18 protein-coding genes are annotated in these 16,610 nt (G+C 54.5%); 11 read left to right on the top strand and 7 right to left on the bottom strand.

What is annotated here, in order from left to right; all coding sequences use genetic code 11:
- Nucleotides 1-19: 19 nt before the first annotated feature.
- The 3 genes from IB237_RS24855 to secA all read right to left on the bottom strand — a co-directional run bounded on the left by IB237_RS24855 (nt 20) and on the right by secA (nt 4,311).
- Entirely contained in the window at nt 20-916 is an 897-nt protein-coding gene (locus IB237_RS24855) for a DMT family transporter (protein WP_192491440.1), read from the bottom strand.
- A 161-nt stretch (nt 917-1,077) separates the two neighbouring features.
- The gene (locus IB237_RS24850) at nt 1,078-1,413 is read right to left on the bottom strand and encodes a hypothetical protein (RefSeq protein ID WP_192491439.1); all 336 of its coding nucleotides are present in this window, start codon (nt 1,411-1,413) and stop codon (nt 1,078-1,080) included.
- A gap of 180 nt (nt 1,414-1,593) precedes the next feature.
- Entirely contained in the window at nt 1,594-4,311 is a 2,718-nt protein-coding gene (secA, locus tag IB237_RS24845; protein ID WP_192491438.1) for a preprotein translocase subunit SecA, read from the bottom strand.
- A 241-nt stretch (nt 4,312-4,552) separates the two neighbouring features.
- On the opposite strand from secA, the gene IB237_RS24840 reads away from it, so the two are divergent.
- The 6 genes from IB237_RS24840 (at nt 4,553) to IB237_RS24815 (ending at nt 8,680) form a co-directional block, all read left to right on the top strand.
- Complete coding sequence (locus IB237_RS24840) at nt 4,553-5,431, top strand: peptidylprolyl isomerase (protein WP_192491437.1); 879 nt, start codon at nt 4,553-4,555, stop codon at nt 5,429-5,431.
- 71 nt (nt 5,432-5,502) lie between these two features.
- The gene (argJ, locus tag IB237_RS24835) at nt 5,503-6,744 is read left to right on the top strand and encodes a bifunctional glutamate N-acetyltransferase/amino-acid acetyltransferase ArgJ (RefSeq protein WP_192491436.1); all 1,242 of its coding nucleotides are present in this window, start codon (nt 5,503-5,505) and stop codon (nt 6,742-6,744) included.
- 4 nt (nt 6,745-6,748) lie between these two features.
- A complete protein-coding gene (locus IB237_RS24830) occupies nt 6,749-7,534 on the top strand; it encodes a GNAT family N-acetyltransferase (protein ID WP_371815406.1) in 786 nt (261 codons plus the stop codon).
- On the top strand, nt 7,531-7,944 hold the full coding sequence (gene mutT / locus IB237_RS24825) for an 8-oxo-dGTP diphosphatase MutT (RefSeq protein WP_192491434.1): 414 nt from the start codon (nt 7,531-7,533) through the stop codon (nt 7,942-7,944). Before IB237_RS24830 ends, mutT begins: the two co-directional genes overlap by 4 nt.
- A gap of 88 nt (nt 7,945-8,032) precedes the next feature.
- Nucleotides 8,033-8,359, top strand: coding sequence for a hypothetical protein (locus IB237_RS24820; protein WP_192491433.1), 327 nt, complete (start codon nt 8,033-8,035; stop codon nt 8,357-8,359).
- 147 nt (nt 8,360-8,506) lie between these two features.
- Complete coding sequence (locus IB237_RS24815) at nt 8,507-8,680, top strand: Flp family type IVb pilin (protein WP_192491432.1); 174 nt, start codon at nt 8,507-8,509, stop codon at nt 8,678-8,680.
- A 67-nt stretch (nt 8,681-8,747) separates the two neighbouring features.
- On the opposite strand, the gene IB237_RS24810 is transcribed toward IB237_RS24815, so the two are convergent.
- Nucleotides 8,748-9,626, bottom strand: coding sequence for a methyltransferase domain-containing protein (locus tag IB237_RS24810; RefSeq protein ID WP_192491431.1), 879 nt, complete (start codon nt 9,624-9,626; stop codon nt 8,748-8,750).
- A gap of 60 nt (nt 9,627-9,686) precedes the next feature.
- On the opposite strand from IB237_RS24810, the gene IB237_RS24805 reads away from it, so the two are divergent.
- Genes IB237_RS24805 through IB237_RS24790 form a run of 4 tightly spaced genes read left to right on the top strand, consistent with a single transcriptional unit; the run spans nt 9,687 to nt 12,078 of the window.
- A complete protein-coding gene (locus IB237_RS24805; protein ID WP_192491430.1) occupies nt 9,687-10,463 on the top strand; it encodes a ComF family protein in 777 nt (258 codons plus the stop codon).
- Between the two features lie 59 nt (nt 10,464-10,522).
- The gene (gene grxC / locus IB237_RS24800) at nt 10,523-10,777 is read left to right on the top strand and encodes a glutaredoxin 3 (protein WP_192491429.1); all 255 of its coding nucleotides are present in this window, start codon (nt 10,523-10,525) and stop codon (nt 10,775-10,777) included.
- 15 nt (nt 10,778-10,792) lie between these two features.
- Nucleotides 10,793-11,653, top strand: a complete 861-nt coding sequence (locus IB237_RS24795; protein ID WP_192491428.1) for a carbon-nitrogen hydrolase family protein — start codon at nt 10,793-10,795, stop codon at nt 11,651-11,653.
- Entirely contained in the window at nt 11,650-12,078 is a 429-nt protein-coding gene (locus tag IB237_RS24790) for a DUF1178 family protein (RefSeq protein ID WP_192491427.1), read from the top strand. Before IB237_RS24795 ends, IB237_RS24790 begins: the two co-directional genes overlap by 4 nt.
- 38 nt (nt 12,079-12,116) lie before the next feature.
- On the opposite strand, the gene ubiG is transcribed toward IB237_RS24790, so the two are convergent.
- The gene (gene ubiG / locus IB237_RS24785; RefSeq protein ID WP_192491426.1) at nt 12,117-12,863 is read right to left on the bottom strand and encodes a bifunctional 2-polyprenyl-6-hydroxyphenol methylase/3-demethylubiquinol 3-O-methyltransferase UbiG; all 747 of its coding nucleotides are present in this window, start codon (nt 12,861-12,863) and stop codon (nt 12,117-12,119) included.
- Between the two features lie 266 nt (nt 12,864-13,129).
- On the opposite strand from ubiG, the gene IB237_RS24780 reads away from it, so the two are divergent.
- The gene (locus IB237_RS24780) at nt 13,130-14,032 is read left to right on the top strand and encodes an SH3 domain-containing protein (protein ID WP_371815405.1); all 903 of its coding nucleotides are present in this window, start codon (nt 13,130-13,132) and stop codon (nt 14,030-14,032) included.
- 160 nt (nt 14,033-14,192) lie between these two features.
- Here the strand turns inward: IB237_RS24780 and IB237_RS24775 are convergent, their stop codons facing one another.
- Nucleotides 14,193-16,139, bottom strand: a complete 1,947-nt coding sequence (locus IB237_RS24775; protein ID WP_192491425.1) for a M23 family metallopeptidase — start codon at nt 16,137-16,139, stop codon at nt 14,193-14,195.
- A 268-nt stretch (nt 16,140-16,407) separates the two neighbouring features.
- On the bottom strand, nt 16,408-16,610 hold a 203-nt coding region (locus IB237_RS26235; RefSeq protein ID WP_210324097.1), incomplete at its 5' end, for a hypothetical protein.

The following is a 16,610-nucleotide window of genomic DNA, read 5'->3' as shown; positions in this document are numbered from 1 at the left end:
GCTTTATTTTCGACCTGTTTCAGGTTTCCGGCATGAAAGGAACGGGTTGTTTGCGGCGCGGGAAAAGTCCCAGCACCAGCATACATCCGGTAATGATGACAACGGCACCACCCAACTGCAAAACTGAAAGTGGTTCGTGCAACACCAGCGCACCAATCAGCACCGCTATAATGGTAACGGCAAACTCCACGCTGATGGCCTTGGTGGCTCCGATCTTGGAAACCAGCCAAAAATAGGTGATGTAAGTCAGCGCACTCATCACCATGGCAAGCGTGAAAAGATAAAAGAAATCAATGGGTCCCGGTATCGCGCGGAAGGGGACGGCGAGCAGCAGCGGCAATGTGATAAAGCCGCCGGCCAGAAATGAGCCGATGGTGATTTCCCACGAACCGGTGCCTTTCAGGCTGCGGCTGGCATAGTTGCTGCCAAAGGCAGCGCAGATGCAACCGACAAGGCAGGCACCACAGCCAAGCACGAAGGACAGTGTAACCGGTACGGTTGGAAAACCAACCAGCAGGATGATGCCGCCGGCGCCGAGTAGCAGCCCGACCAGCCCCTGTGCTGTCATTTTCTCCAATCCCCAGAACTGGCTGATCAACATGGAGAACAGGGGAATGGTGGCAACGATGATTGCGGCCATCGCAGTCCCAATCAACGGAGTGCCGTAGGACAGGCCGACAAGCTGACCAGCAACAGTGGTCGCGCCCACGATGGAAAAGGCACGCCATCCAGCGCTGAAGTTCAGTTTACGGCCGGTTAGCTTTGCGATCAAAAGTAACATTAGGCTGGCAATGAAACAACGGATTGTCACTGCGCCCACCCAGCCGAATGTTTCGACAACGCGTAACATCAACAGGAATGACAAACCCCACGCGACAGCGAGGAAAATGTATGCGGCGATTGCACCGGGTTTCATAAGACTGTCCAGAAAGAGAGGCGGTTCTGGCGGCACAGTTATGAGAGCCTTTGACAGGCGTCAATCAAATTGTATGCGGCGAAAATACCGCCGACAGCCGATGGCGCATGACTGTCCCCCCTTGCGCCATCCTGACATCCGAAGGTCGTGTTGCAGACTAATTATTCTTCGATCGTGTATTCGCTCAGTTCACACAGGTTCTGTGTGTCTTCCGTGGTGTCCAAGTCAGCGCTGCCTTCGAACTCAAAACGCATGTCGTATTCACAGACGTCGCGACCGTCAGTAATGGTGACAGTGCCGCTTTCACCGGGCTTGAGGACTTGACTGCCAAACACATCGCCTTCCCAGTTATCTACACCCACAGGCGAAGTATAAAAATGGGTCAGCACAGAGTTCGTGCCATTGATGAGCTTGAACACAAGGTCTTCAGCCATCGAAGGCGTAGCTGCGGCCGCACAAAGTGCTGCCGTTACAATCGCAGTTTTGAAGTTGAACATGATTTTTCCATCCAGCTCATGAGCGAGCGGGTAATCATTAAAATAAAACCAACAAGAACTGGTAAATCTGCCTACTGATTTTTCGCCCGATCCTGCGCAAGCGTCCTTGCTGTCCATGACAACAAAAAAGCCTGCAAACGAGGTTTGCAGGCTTTTTGATTTTTGTCGCGGAACAGGCAATCAGGCCTGATCAAAAACGCCGTGGCAATGTTTGTACTTCTTGCCGGAGCCGCAAGGGCAAAGCTCGTTGCGACCGATCTTGCCCCAGGTTGCGGGGTTGTTCGGATCACGATCTTCCGGAGCAACGTAAGCCAGCCCCATAGCAAAAGCCGGTTCGTTCATCTCGTCTTCGCCGGTGTTCGGGTCTGCGTGATGAGCGGTCATTTCCGGCAGTTCGGCAGGCTGTGGTGGTTCCTGGACCAGTTCAACACGCATCAGCTGGGTAGTGACGGCTTCGCGCAGGTTGGCAAGCAGTGCCTGGAACAGTTCGAATGCTTCGGCCTTGTATTCCTGCAGCGGGTCGCGCTGGGCATAACCGCGGAAACCTACGACGGAGCGCAGGTGATCGAGGTTGACGATGTGTTCGCGCCACAGGTGGTCGATGGTCTGCAGAAGGATAGAGCGTTCGACATAGGTCATCAGCTCTTCGCCGAAACGCTCACGACGGTCTGCTGCGTATTTTTCGGTGGCTTCCGTGATGCGCTGGAGAATGTCATCTTCAGCAATGCCTTCTTCCTTGGCCCAGTCTTCGATAGGCAGATCAAGGTTGAGGAACTGGGCAACACCGGCCTTCAGGCCAGCGGTATCCCACTGTTCGGCATAAGCATGTTCTGGAATGTGCTTCTGCACCAGCATGTCGATGACTTCGCTGCGCATGTCGGCAACCGTTTCGCTGATGTTCTGTGCATCCATCAGTTCAAGACGCTGGTCGAAGATCACCTTACGCTGATCGTTGAGAACGTCGTCGTATTTCAGCAGGTTTTTACGGGTTTCGAAGTTGCGGGCTTCAACCTTCTTCTGGGCGCGTTCAAGAGCCTTGTTGATCCAAGGGTGGACGATTGCCTCACCATCCTTCAGGCCGAGTTTCTGCAGCATGCTGTCCATGCGCTCGGAACCGAAGATGCGCATCAGGTCATCCTGAAGCGACAGGTAGAACTTCGAACGGCCCGGGTCACCCTGACGACCGGAACGACCACGCAGCTGGTTATCGATACGGCGGCTTTCGTGGCGCTCTGTCGCAATAACGTAAAGGCCGCCAGCAGCCAGTGCCTTTTCCTTGAGGACCTTGATCTCGTCGCGGATCGCCTTTTCTTTTTCGTCGCGCTCTGCGCTTGGCTCCATACCGTCGAGTTCGCGCTCAAGACGCATGTCGACGTTGCCGCCAAGCTGAATGTCGGTACCGCGACCAGCCATGTTGGTGGCGATGGTGACAGCGCCGGGAACGCCGGCCTGCGACACGATGTAGGCTTCCTGCTCGTGATAGCGGGCGTTCAGAACCTGGAAATTCTCGAAACCAGTCTGACGCAGCATGGTGGCAAGCAATTCCGATTTTTCAATCGATGTGGTGCCAACCAGAACCGGTTGATTGCGGTCATGGGCTGCGCGGATTTCGGTGATGATCGCCTTGTATTTCTCTTCACCGGTCCGGTAGATCTCATCATCCTCGTCGATACGCTGGATCGGCAGGTTGGTGGGAACTTCGATAACATCGAGGCCGTAGATGTTGCTGAATTCTTCCGCTTCGGTCGATGCCGTACCGGTCATGCCGGCAAGCTTCTTGTACATACGGAAGTAATTCTGGAAGGTGATCGAGGAAAGCGTCTGGTTTTCCGGCTGGATCTGAACCTTTTCCTTGGCTTCAAGCGCCTGGTGCTGGCCTTCCGAATAACGGCGGCCTGGCATCATACGTCCGGTAAATTCGTCAATGATGACGATCTCATCATTGCGGACAATGTAGTCCTTGTCGCGTGTGAACAGCTTGTGAGCCTTCAACGCGTTGTTGATGTGGTGAACGATTGCAACGTTTTCGACATCGTAAAGCGATTCACCTTTCAGCAGGCCAGCAGCGCGCAGCAGGTTTTCCAGCTTTTCGGTGCCTTCTTCGGAGAAGTTGGCGGAACGTTGCTTTTCGTCGATTTCGTAATCGGCAGCATCAAGCAGAGGGATGAAAGCGTCGATCGTGTTGTAAAGATCGGAACGGTCATCAAGCGGGCCGGAAATGATCAGCGGCGTCCGCGCTTCATCGACGAGGATCGAGTCCACTTCGTCGACGATGGCATAGTGGTGGCCGCGCTGAACCATCTGGGCGCGATCATATTTCATGTTGTCGCGCAGATAGTCGAAACCAAGCTCGTTGTTGGTCGCGTAGGTGATATCGCAGGCATAGGCCGCGTGACGCTCTTCGTCGGAAAGACCATGCACGACGATGCCGGTGGTCAGTCCAAGGAAGCTATAGAGCCGGCCCATTATGGTGGCGTCGCGTGAGGCGAGGTAATCGTTCACCGTCACCACGTGTACGCCCTTGCCCTCAAGCGCGTTCAGATAAACTGCCAGTGTTGCCACAAGCGTTTTACCTTCACCGGTCTTCATTTCCGAGATGGCGCCCTCATTGAGGATCATGCCACCGGTCAGCTGCACATCGAACGGGCGCATGCCCAGAATGCGGCGCGATGCTTCACGGCAAACGGCAAAGGCCGGAATAATCAGGTCTTCCAGTTTTTTGCCATCTTCAAGCTGCTGGCGGAACTCGACGGTCTTTGCGGAGAGCGCCTCATCGGAGAGAGCCTTAGTGGCTTCTTCCAGCGCGTTGATGGCTGCGATCTTGCTTTTAAACGAACGGACACGGCGTTCATTGGCCGAACCGAACAACTTGCGGGCGATGCCGCCTAGACTGACCATCTTGCTGGCCCTTTCTGAAGTGCCGTTTCCGCTTCGTGCTGCGACCGTCAGAGCTTTTCACAAACAAATGACGGCTTTCGCCCGGAAACGTATCTGGACGCGAGGTTGCGTGACAGATAAGAGGGGGGGCAAATGATGTCAACGGTTCTGCCGGTTACAGAATGGCCACAATCCAATGTTTGGAACATTTTCCAGCCGGAAGTGCCATGTGGAACCCGGCATAGTCTCCGAAAGGTTTATTATGTTGCGCTATAACAAAATTGCCGCCGCCGTAATCGTGGCGACGCTTGGCCTTCAACTTCCAGCTTTTGCGCAGGAAGACGCCGTTGTTGCAAAAGTGGGCGATCTGGAAATTCACCAGTCCGAACTTGATCTGGCAATTGCCAATCTCGACCCGCAATTTGCCCAGTTTCCCGATGAGCAGAAAAAAGTTGCAGCTCTGTCGTCCATCATCGATGTGAAGCTGCTGGTAAAGGATGCTGATGCGGAAGGTCTTAGAGACACCGACGCTTTCAAGAATCGCGTCAATTTCATCACTGAGCGCGAACTTCACAATGCTTACTTCCTCAAGCACGTTTCCGATGCGGTAACGCCTGAAGAAGTCAAAGCACGTTACGACAAGGAAGTCGCAGCGATGCCGCAGGAAGAAGAAGTTCACGCCCGCCATATTCTGGTTGAGTCTGAAGACCTGGCCAAGGATGTCATCAAGCAACTTGATGAAGGCAAGGATTTTGCTGAAATCGCCAAGGAAAAGTCTACCGATTCCAACAAGGATGAGGGTGGCGATCTCGGCTGGTTCGGCAAGGGCCGTATGGTGCCAGAATTCGAACAGGCTGCTTTCGCTCTCGAAAAGGGCGCTTACACCAAGACCCCAGTCAAGAGCCAGTTCGGCTTCCACGTGATCAAGCTGGAAGACAAGCGTATTGCGCCGCCACCACCATTTGATCAGGTCGAGCAGCAGGTTCGCCAGATGGTCATGCGCGAAAAATATGTTGCGCTGATTGAAAAGGCTAAGACCGAGCAGAAGATCGACATCATGGATCCGGCGCTCAAGACTGGCTACGACGAAGTCAACAAAGCGCAGGACGCTGAGGCGGCACAGCCGCAGCCGCAGCCATAATCCATATTTCGCGGGGCGGTCATTACCGCCCCGTTTTCCATAGTCCCACCTCGTTTCTGTCAGGTTCCGTCATGTCCGTTGCCGTTTCTCCGCTCGCTCCCAAATCCTATCCCGAAATGCCTTCCTTGCGCGGTGTGCGCATGGCAACGGCGGCAGCTGGCATAAAATACAAGAACCGCACAGACGTTTTGATGATGGTCTTCGACAAGCCGGCCAGTGTTGCCGGTGTTTTCACCAAGTCAAAGTGCCCGTCTGCGCCAGTTGATTTCTGCCGCGCCAACCTTGCACATGGCGTTGCCCGTGCAGTGGTCGTCAATTCCGGTAATGCCAACGCCTTCACTGGTGTAAAGGGCAAGCAGGCCACCACGCTGACGGCGCAATCTGCAGCCGCTGCTGTTGGATGCGGCGAAAATGAAGTTTATCTCGCTTCCACCGGCGTTATTGGTGAGCCGCTTGACGCAACGAAGTTTGCAGGCGTTCTTGGCCAGATGCACAGTGAAGCGACCGGTGATTTCTGGAAGCAGGCTGCTGAAGCCATCATGACCACGGACACTTATCCCAAGGTTGCAACCCGCACTGCCGACATTGGCGGCGTGAAGGTGACAATCAATGGTATCGCTAAGGGTGCGGGCATGATTGCGCCTGACATGGCGACCATGCTGTCCTTTGTGGTGACCGATGCCGATATTGCGCCCGAGGCGCTTCAGGCGCTGTTGTCCGCCGGTGTTGGTCCGACCTTCAACTCGGTTACGGTTGATAGCGATACATCGACGTCCGACACATTGATGCTGTTTGCCACGGGTGCCACTGCCGCTGATGGCCAGGCTCGTGTTGAAAAGGGCGACGATGCCCGCCTTGCGTCCTTCCGTGAAGCGCTGAATGATCTGCTCAAGGATCTGGCACTGCAGGTCGTTCGCGATGGCGAAGGCGCACGCAAGATGGTTGAAGTGACGGTCACCGGCGCGGAAAATGATGCCGCTGCCAAAAAGATTGCACTTTCGGTTGCCAATTCGCCGTTGGTCAAGACAGCTGTGGCAGGCGAAGACGCCAATTGGGGCCGTGTCGTGATGGCCGTTGGCAAGTCCGGTGAAATGGCTGACCGCGACCTTCTGGCCATCTGGTTTGGCAATGTTCGTGTTGCCGTCAATGGTGAGCGTGATCCCGCTTATTCGGAAGCGGAAACAACAGCGGTCATGAAGCTGGAAGATATTGCCGTGAAGGTGGATATCGGTCTTGGCAATGGCACCGCTACGGTTTGGACCTGTGATCTGACCAAGGAATATGTGGCGATCAACGGTGACTACCGGAGCTGATTTTGTGACTGTCGATAAGCCTAAAAATAATGTCAATTTTCCTTTGGTTCGCCGTTTAGAAGCGGTCAGCTTCCGTGCATGGCCAGCATCGTCGGTTGTTTACGATGGCAGTTGGCAGGTGCGCATGACAGGTTCGCATCCTTCCAAGCGGATCAACTGTGTCGTGCCGCTGGATCCTTCGGATTATGGCAATACCGATATGCGGCTGGAAAAGGCGCGCAAGCGGTTTGAAGATTACGGACGGCCGCTTCTGGTGCGCGAAACGCCACTGATGCCACCGCAATTGCGCGAACATCTAAGCAAAAGCGGCTGGTCTGCCTTTGAAGAGGTCAAGGTGATGACCGCCGACATTTCCAGCGCGGAATTGCCGGAAACCATTTCACACCTGCCAAGCCAGGATGTCGGGCGTTTCGTTGAGGCTCACCTCAAGGTGTCAGGCGATGATGCCGGTCTGCGTCCGGCTATTGCCGAGATCGTCAGCTCGATCGTGCCGCCGCTTGGTCTGTTTATCAAGGAAGACGTCGAGGGCGAACCGCAGGCGACCGTCATCTGCGTACAGGACATCGATCTTGCCGGCATTCTCTCCCTGGATGTGGCAGAGGACAGCCGTCGTTTGGGTATCGCGACGCAGGTGCTGACTTCGGCGCTGCGTTGGGCGCGGTTGAGCGGTGCGAAGCTCGCCTGGTTGCAGGTGGTTTCAACCAACGAACCGGCGTTGGCACTCTACGAGAAGTTCGGTTTCACCGAAGCCTATACCTATGCTTACTGGCGAAAAGGCGATGCGCAATGAGCGAAGCGGGAAAGAAGATCGTACTGGTTGCGGCTTGCGCGCTCGTTGACAGTGACAACCGTATTCTTCTGGCACAACGTCCTGAAGGAAAGTCTCTTGCAGGCCTTTGGGAGTTTCCCGGCGGCAAGCTGGAAGCAGGAGAAACGCCTGAGGAAACACTGGTGCGGGAGTTGGAAGAGGAACTGGGCATTCGCACCAAGGTTGCCTGCCTTGCGCCGCTGACTTTTGCTAGCCATTCCTACGAGACATTTCACCTGCTGATGCCACTTTTCGTATGCCGTCGTTATGAGGGAATCCCCTACGGTCGCGAAGGTCAGCTGGTCAAATGGGTAAAGGTCAATGCACTGCGTGATTACCCGATGCCACCCGCCGACGAACCGCTTATCCCTTACCTTCAGGATTTGCTTTAGATCTTTCTAAAATTGATCGTCCGTTAATAGATCGTTTAGCACCATCTGGCACATTCCACTGTGTAGAATTGGTAAACGAGGCGTAACGATGAACGAGGATTTCTGGAAGACCGTAGAGGTCCGTCGGCCTTATTCTCGTAAGGCGCGCCAAACTGGCATTTTGAACATTGCCCTGCTGTTCGGTACGGCAGCCATTGCGCTGTCTTTGATCATCACTCCGATGGTGGCTGGCAAGAATAGAGAGCCGCGTCTGGCGCAGGTTCCTGATAATTTCGACATGATTACCACCGGATCGATCAAGCCTGCTGCTCCGGTAGACGGCAAAAAAACCTATTCCATTCGGCGCAGTATTCTCCAGCAAACACCCGGTTCGGTTTGTATTGTTGAAGGCTATGGCAACGAAAGCGGCTGCTGATTGTACCTGCAGTGCGGCCGGGAGGCCGGTGCCGACATTATCGGCATGAAATGACCCTGTTCATATGTTCCGGCCGCAATTGCGCGCGCCGAAATGACGACATCATTCAAGCAGCAGCAGGCTCGGCTTGCCGGACAAGGAAAATCAATGCGCCAGCTTTTTAAGATGCTGCGTGATTGTAAGGGATCGACCGCTATTGAATACGGCTTGATCGGGGGGGTGATCGCTATCGCCATTATTCTGGGCTTTGGGGCGATCACCGAAAATCTGGGCAAGATATTCGATATCATCTATAACGCACTGGCAAGTTCGACGGCCTGAAATCTCAGGCCGTTCTTCCTGTCGTTATTGCAACTTGTTCACCCTGCCGTGCTCGGCATGACTGAGGTCAAAGCTTTATTTCCTTGGTTTTCAGGGCATCCGCCAACCGTATTTTTGCCGAGCCTGGCTTAAGCGGTTTCTGCTGGCTGTCATGGGGTGCCCAGCCTGACACATAGATGAATGAGAAGGTGGCGCGGATGCGACCGTCCGGATCGGAATATCGCTCGGCGTAAATCTCGCCAGCCCGCATGAAGAAGTGACGAGTGAGCGGCGCACGGCTGCGGCCCATCAACGGATTGGCCATGCCCATGGCACGCAAATCACGCATCAGCGGGAAGATGGAATCGTAACGTACCGTGTAGGTTTCGGTGTCGGTTACCGGCAGGGCAAAACCTGCGCGTTGCAAGAGGGCGCCAACATCACGCACATCCGCAAAAGGAATAACACGCGGGCTGGCACCACCGGTTAGCTCGGCCTCTGTGCTGAGCAGCACGTCGCGCAATTCGGCAAGGGTACCGGCGCCGGGAATTGCCCCCATGAAAAGGCCGTCTGGTTTCAACGCGCGTCTGATCTGGATAAAGGCGCCGGGGGTGTCATTGGTAAGGTGCAGGCCAAGCGGCGACACGATGAGATTGGCTGAGGCCTCTTCCAAAGGAAACTGCTCCAGCGACGCGACCTCTATCGTCTCCCCGTTTTGGGCAAATGCGGTATCGATTTCGACGCGGCGCAAAGTGTCGACCTTGCCGGTTTGTATGATCCGTCGTGCGGTGATACCGGTCGCACCATGAAGTTCGACCGCTGTCTCAAACTGCCGCTCAACGACAACAAGCCGTTCGGCAATTTCATCGGCGGCGATATCGAGCAGAAAAAGCGCCTTTTCATCCAGTGTGCGCAGGGCGCGTTTGCGATTGGCTTCAATCAGCCGCTGGTCGAAAAGTATGTCCATGGGATGGCCTTCAGAATATTTGCTTCGCAAAGGCACCCGTTCGAAGGTAATGTCAACATCATGGGGTCGGGCAGGTTGCGTTTTTTATCATCGGGACCATTTGGGCTGCTACGCCAATGGGGCAGGGCGGTAGTTGATATCGTCTATCCTCCACAATGTGCCGGTTGCGGCATTATTATCTCGCGAGGCGGTGCATTTTGCAGTGAGTGCTGGAGTGGCATTGGATTTATCGAACGTCCCTACTGCGAAATTCTGGGACTGCCGTTTTCCAGTGATCCGGGCCCAGGCATGCTCTCGTCCGAAGCGATTGCCAACCCACCACCTTTTGACCGTTTGCGATCAGCTGTCATTCACGAGGGCGCTGCGCGCAAGCTCGTTCATCAACTGAAATATCTCGATCGGTTGGATCTTGTCAGCACGATGGCTGTCTGGATGCTGCGCGCCAGTGACGGCATGATCGAACAATGTGACTACATCATACCCGTGCCACTGCACCGGAGACGATTTATATCACGGCGCTTCAATCAATCTGCAGAACTGGCACGCCATCTGGCGGACCTTTCAGGAAAGCCTTTTCTGTCTTCATCCGTTATCAGGACCAAACCAACCAAACGACAGGTTGGCCTCACTGCAAAGGGGCGACAGGACAATATGCGAGGTGCATTTGCCTTTGCGCCGGGACGCGAACTGGATGTTGCAGGGAAAAGAGTGGTGCTGGTGGATGATGTTTATACCACCGGTGCGACCGTTTCAGCGGTATCGCGACTATTAAAGAAAGCGGGCGCCGCAGATGTCACCGTTTTGACCTTTGCAATGGCTATTTCCGGCCCTATATGACGGGGTGAACAGGCTGAAACGCCTTCCATTGATGATGTTGCATAACCTGGGGAAAACCTATGGCATCTGTCACGATCTACACACGCGATTTTTGCAGTTATTGCGCCCGCGCAAAGGCTCTTCTTGATGAGAAGGGCGTTGATTATGCGGAGTATAACGCGACTGTAACGCCAGAATATCGGCAGGAAATGATAGAGAAATCCGGACGTAATACGTTCCCGCAGGTCTTCATCGCTGGCCAGCATGTCGGTGGTTGTGACGATTTGCATGCCCTTGAACGGGATGGCAAACTCGACGCGATGCTTGCGAACTGAGAACGGGATAGCGAGATGACTTTCAAGGCTGCCGCAATTCAGATGTGCTCCGGTGTTGATCCGGAGAAAAATGCCGTTGAGATGGAAAAGCTGATCCGTGAAGCGGCGGCCAATGGCGCTGTTTACGTTCAGACGCCGGAAATGACCGGTGCAATACAGAAGGATCGCGCTGCGTTGCGTGCTGTCCTGAAAGATGAAGACACCGATATCATTGCAACGACTGCTGCAAGACTTGCCAAGGAGCTTGGTATTTACGTGCATGTCGGCTCAACGGCCATTGCCAGAGATGATGGCAAGATTGCCAATCGTGGTTTCCTGTTTGCGCCTGATGGTCAGAGGATCTGCACCTATGACAAGATCCACATGTTTGATGTCGATCTCGACAATGGTGAGAGCTGGCGTGAGAGTGCAGCCTATGAGCCGGGTACTAATGCGCGCGTTGCGACGCTGCCTTTGGCATCCTTCGGTTTTGCCATTTGTTACGACGTGCGTTTCCCGTCACTGTTCAGAACGGAAGCCGTTGCAGGCGCTGAGGTGCTGACGGTTCCGGCCGCTTTTACCCGCCAGACCGGTGAAGCGCATTGGGAAGTGCTTTTGCGCGCCCGTGCCATTGAAAATGGCGCTTTTGTGATTGCCGCGGCACAAGCCGGTGTTCACGAAGACGAGCGCGAAACCTTCGGTCATTCGATCATCGTCGACCCATGGGGCAAGGTTCTGGCCGTTGCCGGTGGAGCAGGTGCGGAAATCATCTATGCGGAGATCGATCCTTCGGCAGCCGCCGCTGCACGTGGAAAAATCCCGAACCTCAAGAACGCACGTGATTTCAAACTGGACACAGTTAAAGCAGCGTCTTCAGCTGGAGGTGAGGCGGCTTGATCCGTTACTCGCTTAGTTGCGAAAAGGCGCATGAGTTTGAAGGTTGGTTTGCAGGCAGTGCCGATTTCGACCAGCAGGTCGAACGTGGTCTCGTATCATGTCCGGTTTGCAATTCTCTTCAGGTTACGAAGGCGCTGATGGCGCCTTCTGTATCTACTGCACGCAAACAGGATGAAATGCGCACCCTGGCGATGGATACAGCGCAAAAAGCGGTGCTGGCCAAGGTGAAAGAAACGTTGGCGGAAATTCGTGCCAATACGGAAGATGTCGGCGAGCGGTTCCCCGAGGAAGCCCGCAAAATCCATTACGGTGAGGCAGACCAACGCGGCATTATCGGGCAGGCGACCTTGCAGGAAGCCCAGGCACTGGTCGAAGAAGGCATCGACATTGCGCCGTTGCCTGTCATCCCGGATGATGTGAACTAAACTTCATCCCGGATGATGTGAACTGAACTTCGTAAATCTTATGCGGGGCGTTTTGCCAGCAGCATGTAGTTTACGTCCATATCGCTGGACAGGTTCCAGCGATCTTGCAGCACATTGTAAAACACACCGGTGCGGTCAATGATCTGCAGGCCGCTTTCGGTCAGCGGCTTTTCCAACTCTTCCGGACGAACCAGTTTCTCATATTGATGCGTGCCGCGCGGCAGCCAACGCAGAATATTTTCAGCCGCGAAGATGGCGAGGGCGCGCGCCTTGAGCGTGCGGTTGATGGTGGCAGCAAACATCAGGCCGCCGGGACGTACCATGCTTGCACATGTTGTCACGAAGAAGTCGACATCCGCGACATGCTCCACCACTTCCATGTTCAACACCACATCGAACGTCTCGCCTGCTTCGTGAAGCTGTTCGGCTGTGACGGCACGATAGTCGACCGAGACGCCACTTTCACGGGCATGGGTCGATGCAATGCCTATATTCTTTTCCGATGGATCCGCGCCAACAACGTCCGCACCCATACGGGCAACGGGCTCTGAGAGCAGGCCGCCGCCGCAACCGATATCAAGAATACGAAGTCCCTCGAGTGGCTTATGGGATTTAGGGTCACGCCCAAATGCTTCGCAGACGTGGTTGCGAATATATTCGAGGCGCACGGGATTGAACTTGTGCAACGGACGGAATTTGCCGGTCGGGCTCCACCATTCTGCGGCCATGGCCGAAAAGCGGTCAACTTCCGTCTGGTCGATGGTCGTTTTTGCTGTTTCGTTCATCTGCAATGCTCCAAGCTGTTTGTGGACTGGAGTCCGATGATTGACGAGTGAAGTCAAGAGATACCTTTGGAACAACCTGACGCCCAGTTCGTTAACGCCGTAATAAAAGACTGAAAAGTCGGCATTTTCCAGACATATGCGGCATGATATCACGCAGTTTGGAAGCAGAATTTTATCATCATCAAAAAATCCAAATTGCGTTCCAACGATGATTAAGAAGGATGCCGGAAATCGGCAGGCGGGCCTTGTCCAGGGAGAGAACGAACGTGAAGAAGAAATTATATGGTGCAATTGCGCTTCTGGCGCTTGTCGCCATGCCGGCGCTTGCGGAGGCGGCCACTCGAGGCTTTGCAACCGCAAACGTCAACATGCGCTCAGGCCCGAGCACCGCATATCCCGCGGTTGTGGTGATACCGGAAGGCGCGCCCTTGGTCATTTATGGCTGCCTTTCCGACACGCCATGGTGCGATGTTTCATTCAGCCGTGGACGTGGCTGGGTAGCGGGCCGTTATGTTCAGGCGGAATATCGCCAGAACCGCGTGTATGTCGAACCACGTTATTACCGCGATCTGGGCGTTCCGATCATCACCTTCGATGTCGGTACTTACTGGGATCGATATTATCGCGACCGTGATTTTTATCGTGATCGCGATCGTTGGAGCCGTCCGCGCCCACCTCGTAATGATTGGGGTGGACCACCTCCTGGCTGGAACAGACCTCCGCCACCACGCCCTGGTGATTGGAACCGACCACCGCCACGTCCGGGTGACGGTGACTGGAATCGTCCACCGCCACGTCCCGGTGATAGCAACTGGAACCGCCCGCCACCACGTCCCGGTGATGGCAACTGGAACCGCCCGCCGCCTCCACGTGGTCCCAATGACGGCCGTTGGGAACAGCGTTACGGTCAGGAGTGGGATAGTGGTCAGCGTCCGCCGCGCCGTGATGACCGGCGCGATGATGACCAACGTAGCGACAATCGCAGAGATGATAACCGGAGAGATGATAATCGTCGGGATCCTCCGCGCTGGAGCGAGGACAGCCGGCCCGGTGGCAACAATGGCGATCAACCACGTCGCCAATATGATCCGGACCGCCAACGTGGCGGATCCAATGATCGGGGCGAACCATGCATGCCCGGCATGCCAGGTTGCCGCCCGAGCATTTAATGTTTGACTAGAAACCAAGGCGGCCACAGCGATGTAGCCGCCTTTTTCATTGGGCTTTGCTGGCCAGGTTTATAGAGATCGACCGTAGCTTGGGTCTTGAAATCCACGCACAAAAAAACCGGCTGAACAGCCGGTTTTGTCGTTCGATTACAATGTGAACTCAGCGGCTGGCGACCTGTTCCGGCTTGCCCTCGGAATCGAGCAAGGCATCGATACGCTGGCGTTCATCGGTAAATCTGGCAAGTGCATCGCCGCTCAGTGATTTTCCGCCGGGAAGACGAACCTTCATGGCATCTACCTTGGTGCCATTGACGATCAGTTCGTAGTGCAGATGGGCGCCAGTCGAAAGGCCGGTCGAACCAACATAACCAATCACCTGACCTTGGGTGACGCGCGCGCCTTCTTTCACACCCTTGGCGATGGCGCTCTGGTGATTATAAGACGAGACATAACCATTGGCGTGGCGAATGAGGGTCTGGTTACCGTAGCCATTTGCCCATCCGGCTTTCTCGATAACGCCGTTGCCGGTGGCAATAATGGGCGTGCCGCGCGGAGCTGCCCAGTCCGTACCGGTGTGCATGCGGCTGAAGCGCAAAACCGGGTGACGGCGCATGCCGAAACCGGAGGTCATACGACCGTTTGGCACCGGGTTTCTGATCAGGAACTGACGGATGCTCTTGCCGTCTTCATTGAAGTAATCAACGCTGTTATCTTCCGGGTTCTGGAAACGATAGAATCTTGTTTCGTTGTCACCGAACTTGGCATTCACATACAGCAGTTCTGAATCGTCGGTGGCTTTGCCTTCTTTATCCTGTACGGAGAAGAAAGCTTCCAACGTGTCGGTTGGACGCAGTTGTGCCTGAAAGTCGACGCTGCTGGCTAGCAGCTTGATCATCAGGCCGATCATGTCTTTGTTCATGCCGTAGGCAAGTGAGGCGCGGTAAATGCCGTCATAAACACGCGGCAAATCACGGTTTGCCATGGCGGCCGCCGGATTGCTCTCAAAAGCGCTCGCTACGGCATCTAGTTTAGGAGGCTCGCTTGCTTCTACAAACTGGCCTTTGTCATTGACCGCCACGGTTACGTCGTGCCGATTTTTGCGATAGACGCTGGCGCGGACGATTTTGGCGGCACTTTCGCCTTCACCTTGCAGAATGCCAACCCGCAATACATCACCAGGGGCCAGTTCAGCAGAACGCATCAAAGGCTCAAGGCTGCTTGCAGCGGTGTCGGCCTGTTCCTTGCTGTAGCCATTGGCTCCCAGAAGTTCGGCGATTTTGCTGACTTGACGAACCGGGATCACATCGTCGGCATATTCAAGCTGGTTGGCGACAATTGTCTGAGGTGTGGAAACAGACATATTCTGTTCAACCACACGCGCCGAAAGGCCGGCGGTAATGTCCACGTCACTTTCGGACGTGTCGAAACGGCGTGGGTCGATATAATAGAGCGCAGCGAGTTGCTCATTGCCATCGGTCAAAATAGAGCCGTTTGATCTTACCGCTTCCTCAACCTCATCAATGCTCATTGTGCCTGCATAAGCAAAATCCGGGTTCTTCAACGGAAATGCCACGGTACGAAGGCTGACTTCTGACTCCACATCAGAGCCATAAATAGTGCCGGTGCGGCTTGCCGCCGGCGGCGGTGCGCCATTGGCTGCGAAGATATTTAGGGGATCAAAGGCTGGATAATCATCCTGCGTCGCATAATTTGAGGCGAGTGCGATCTTCACATGCGCAAATGGTACGCGGCGGACGACTTCCTTGTCGCCATCATGAATGACGGTGGATACTTCCAATACGGAACGGTCAGACGGGCGCGCTGCAATATTGCTTTCAAGAATACGGCCGCCGCGACGTGTCACGTCTGCTGATGCGCTGTTCATATCCGCTTTTGCAAAGGCTTCGGCAGGAATGGCCAATTGCTGGCGTCCGTCGAGAGCTGCAAACAAGGCAACGCCCATCAATATAGAAGAGGTGATACCGGTGAGAAATGTGCCGGACAGCCAACGCAGTGAAATCTCCCGGCGATCAGGCGCACGACGCCCATCTGCCAGAATTGGAGGCTCATTGCCAAGCGAACGGATCGTGTTGCGGTCCGCTATCATGCTTGTTGCGACCAGTCTTTCATTTAATCTCCAGAAGGTACTGCCGAAGGTGTGCAACTTTCAGTGCCGCGAGTCAAATGCGTAAGCTCTTACATATATACATATCAGCGCGGGACGAAATTAACGCTCCTTTGACCATTGAGATGTGGCGGAGTCAGGGCAGAATAAAGGCAGACACATTAGAGAGTTCGTATGTTCCTTTGTTTGTAGTGCATGTGAGTAGGGTCTAAAACTATCGTGGCGTGTGAAATGATCGAAAAGCATACATTTATCTAATAAAAACAGTAGTTTGTATGATTTTATTATAAATATGAAAAAGGGCTGTTGACTTGTTTGTTGGGTTGGATTTATAAGTCCGCTCACTGAACGAGGGCGGCGGCGCTGCTAGCGACGGACTGCTTCGTTTTGGAGAAATCACGATAGATTGGCTTTTATGGCTGGTTTGTTCCCAGGGTTTTCGGATTTTGGGAT

It is taken from the genome of Agrobacterium sp. AGB01 (assembly GCF_014851585.1).
Classification (GTDB): Bacteria; Pseudomonadota; Alphaproteobacteria; order Rhizobiales; family Rhizobiaceae; genus Agrobacterium.
Note: the sequence above shows the minus strand (reverse complement) of the source record. Positions and strands in the feature narration are given on the sequence as shown.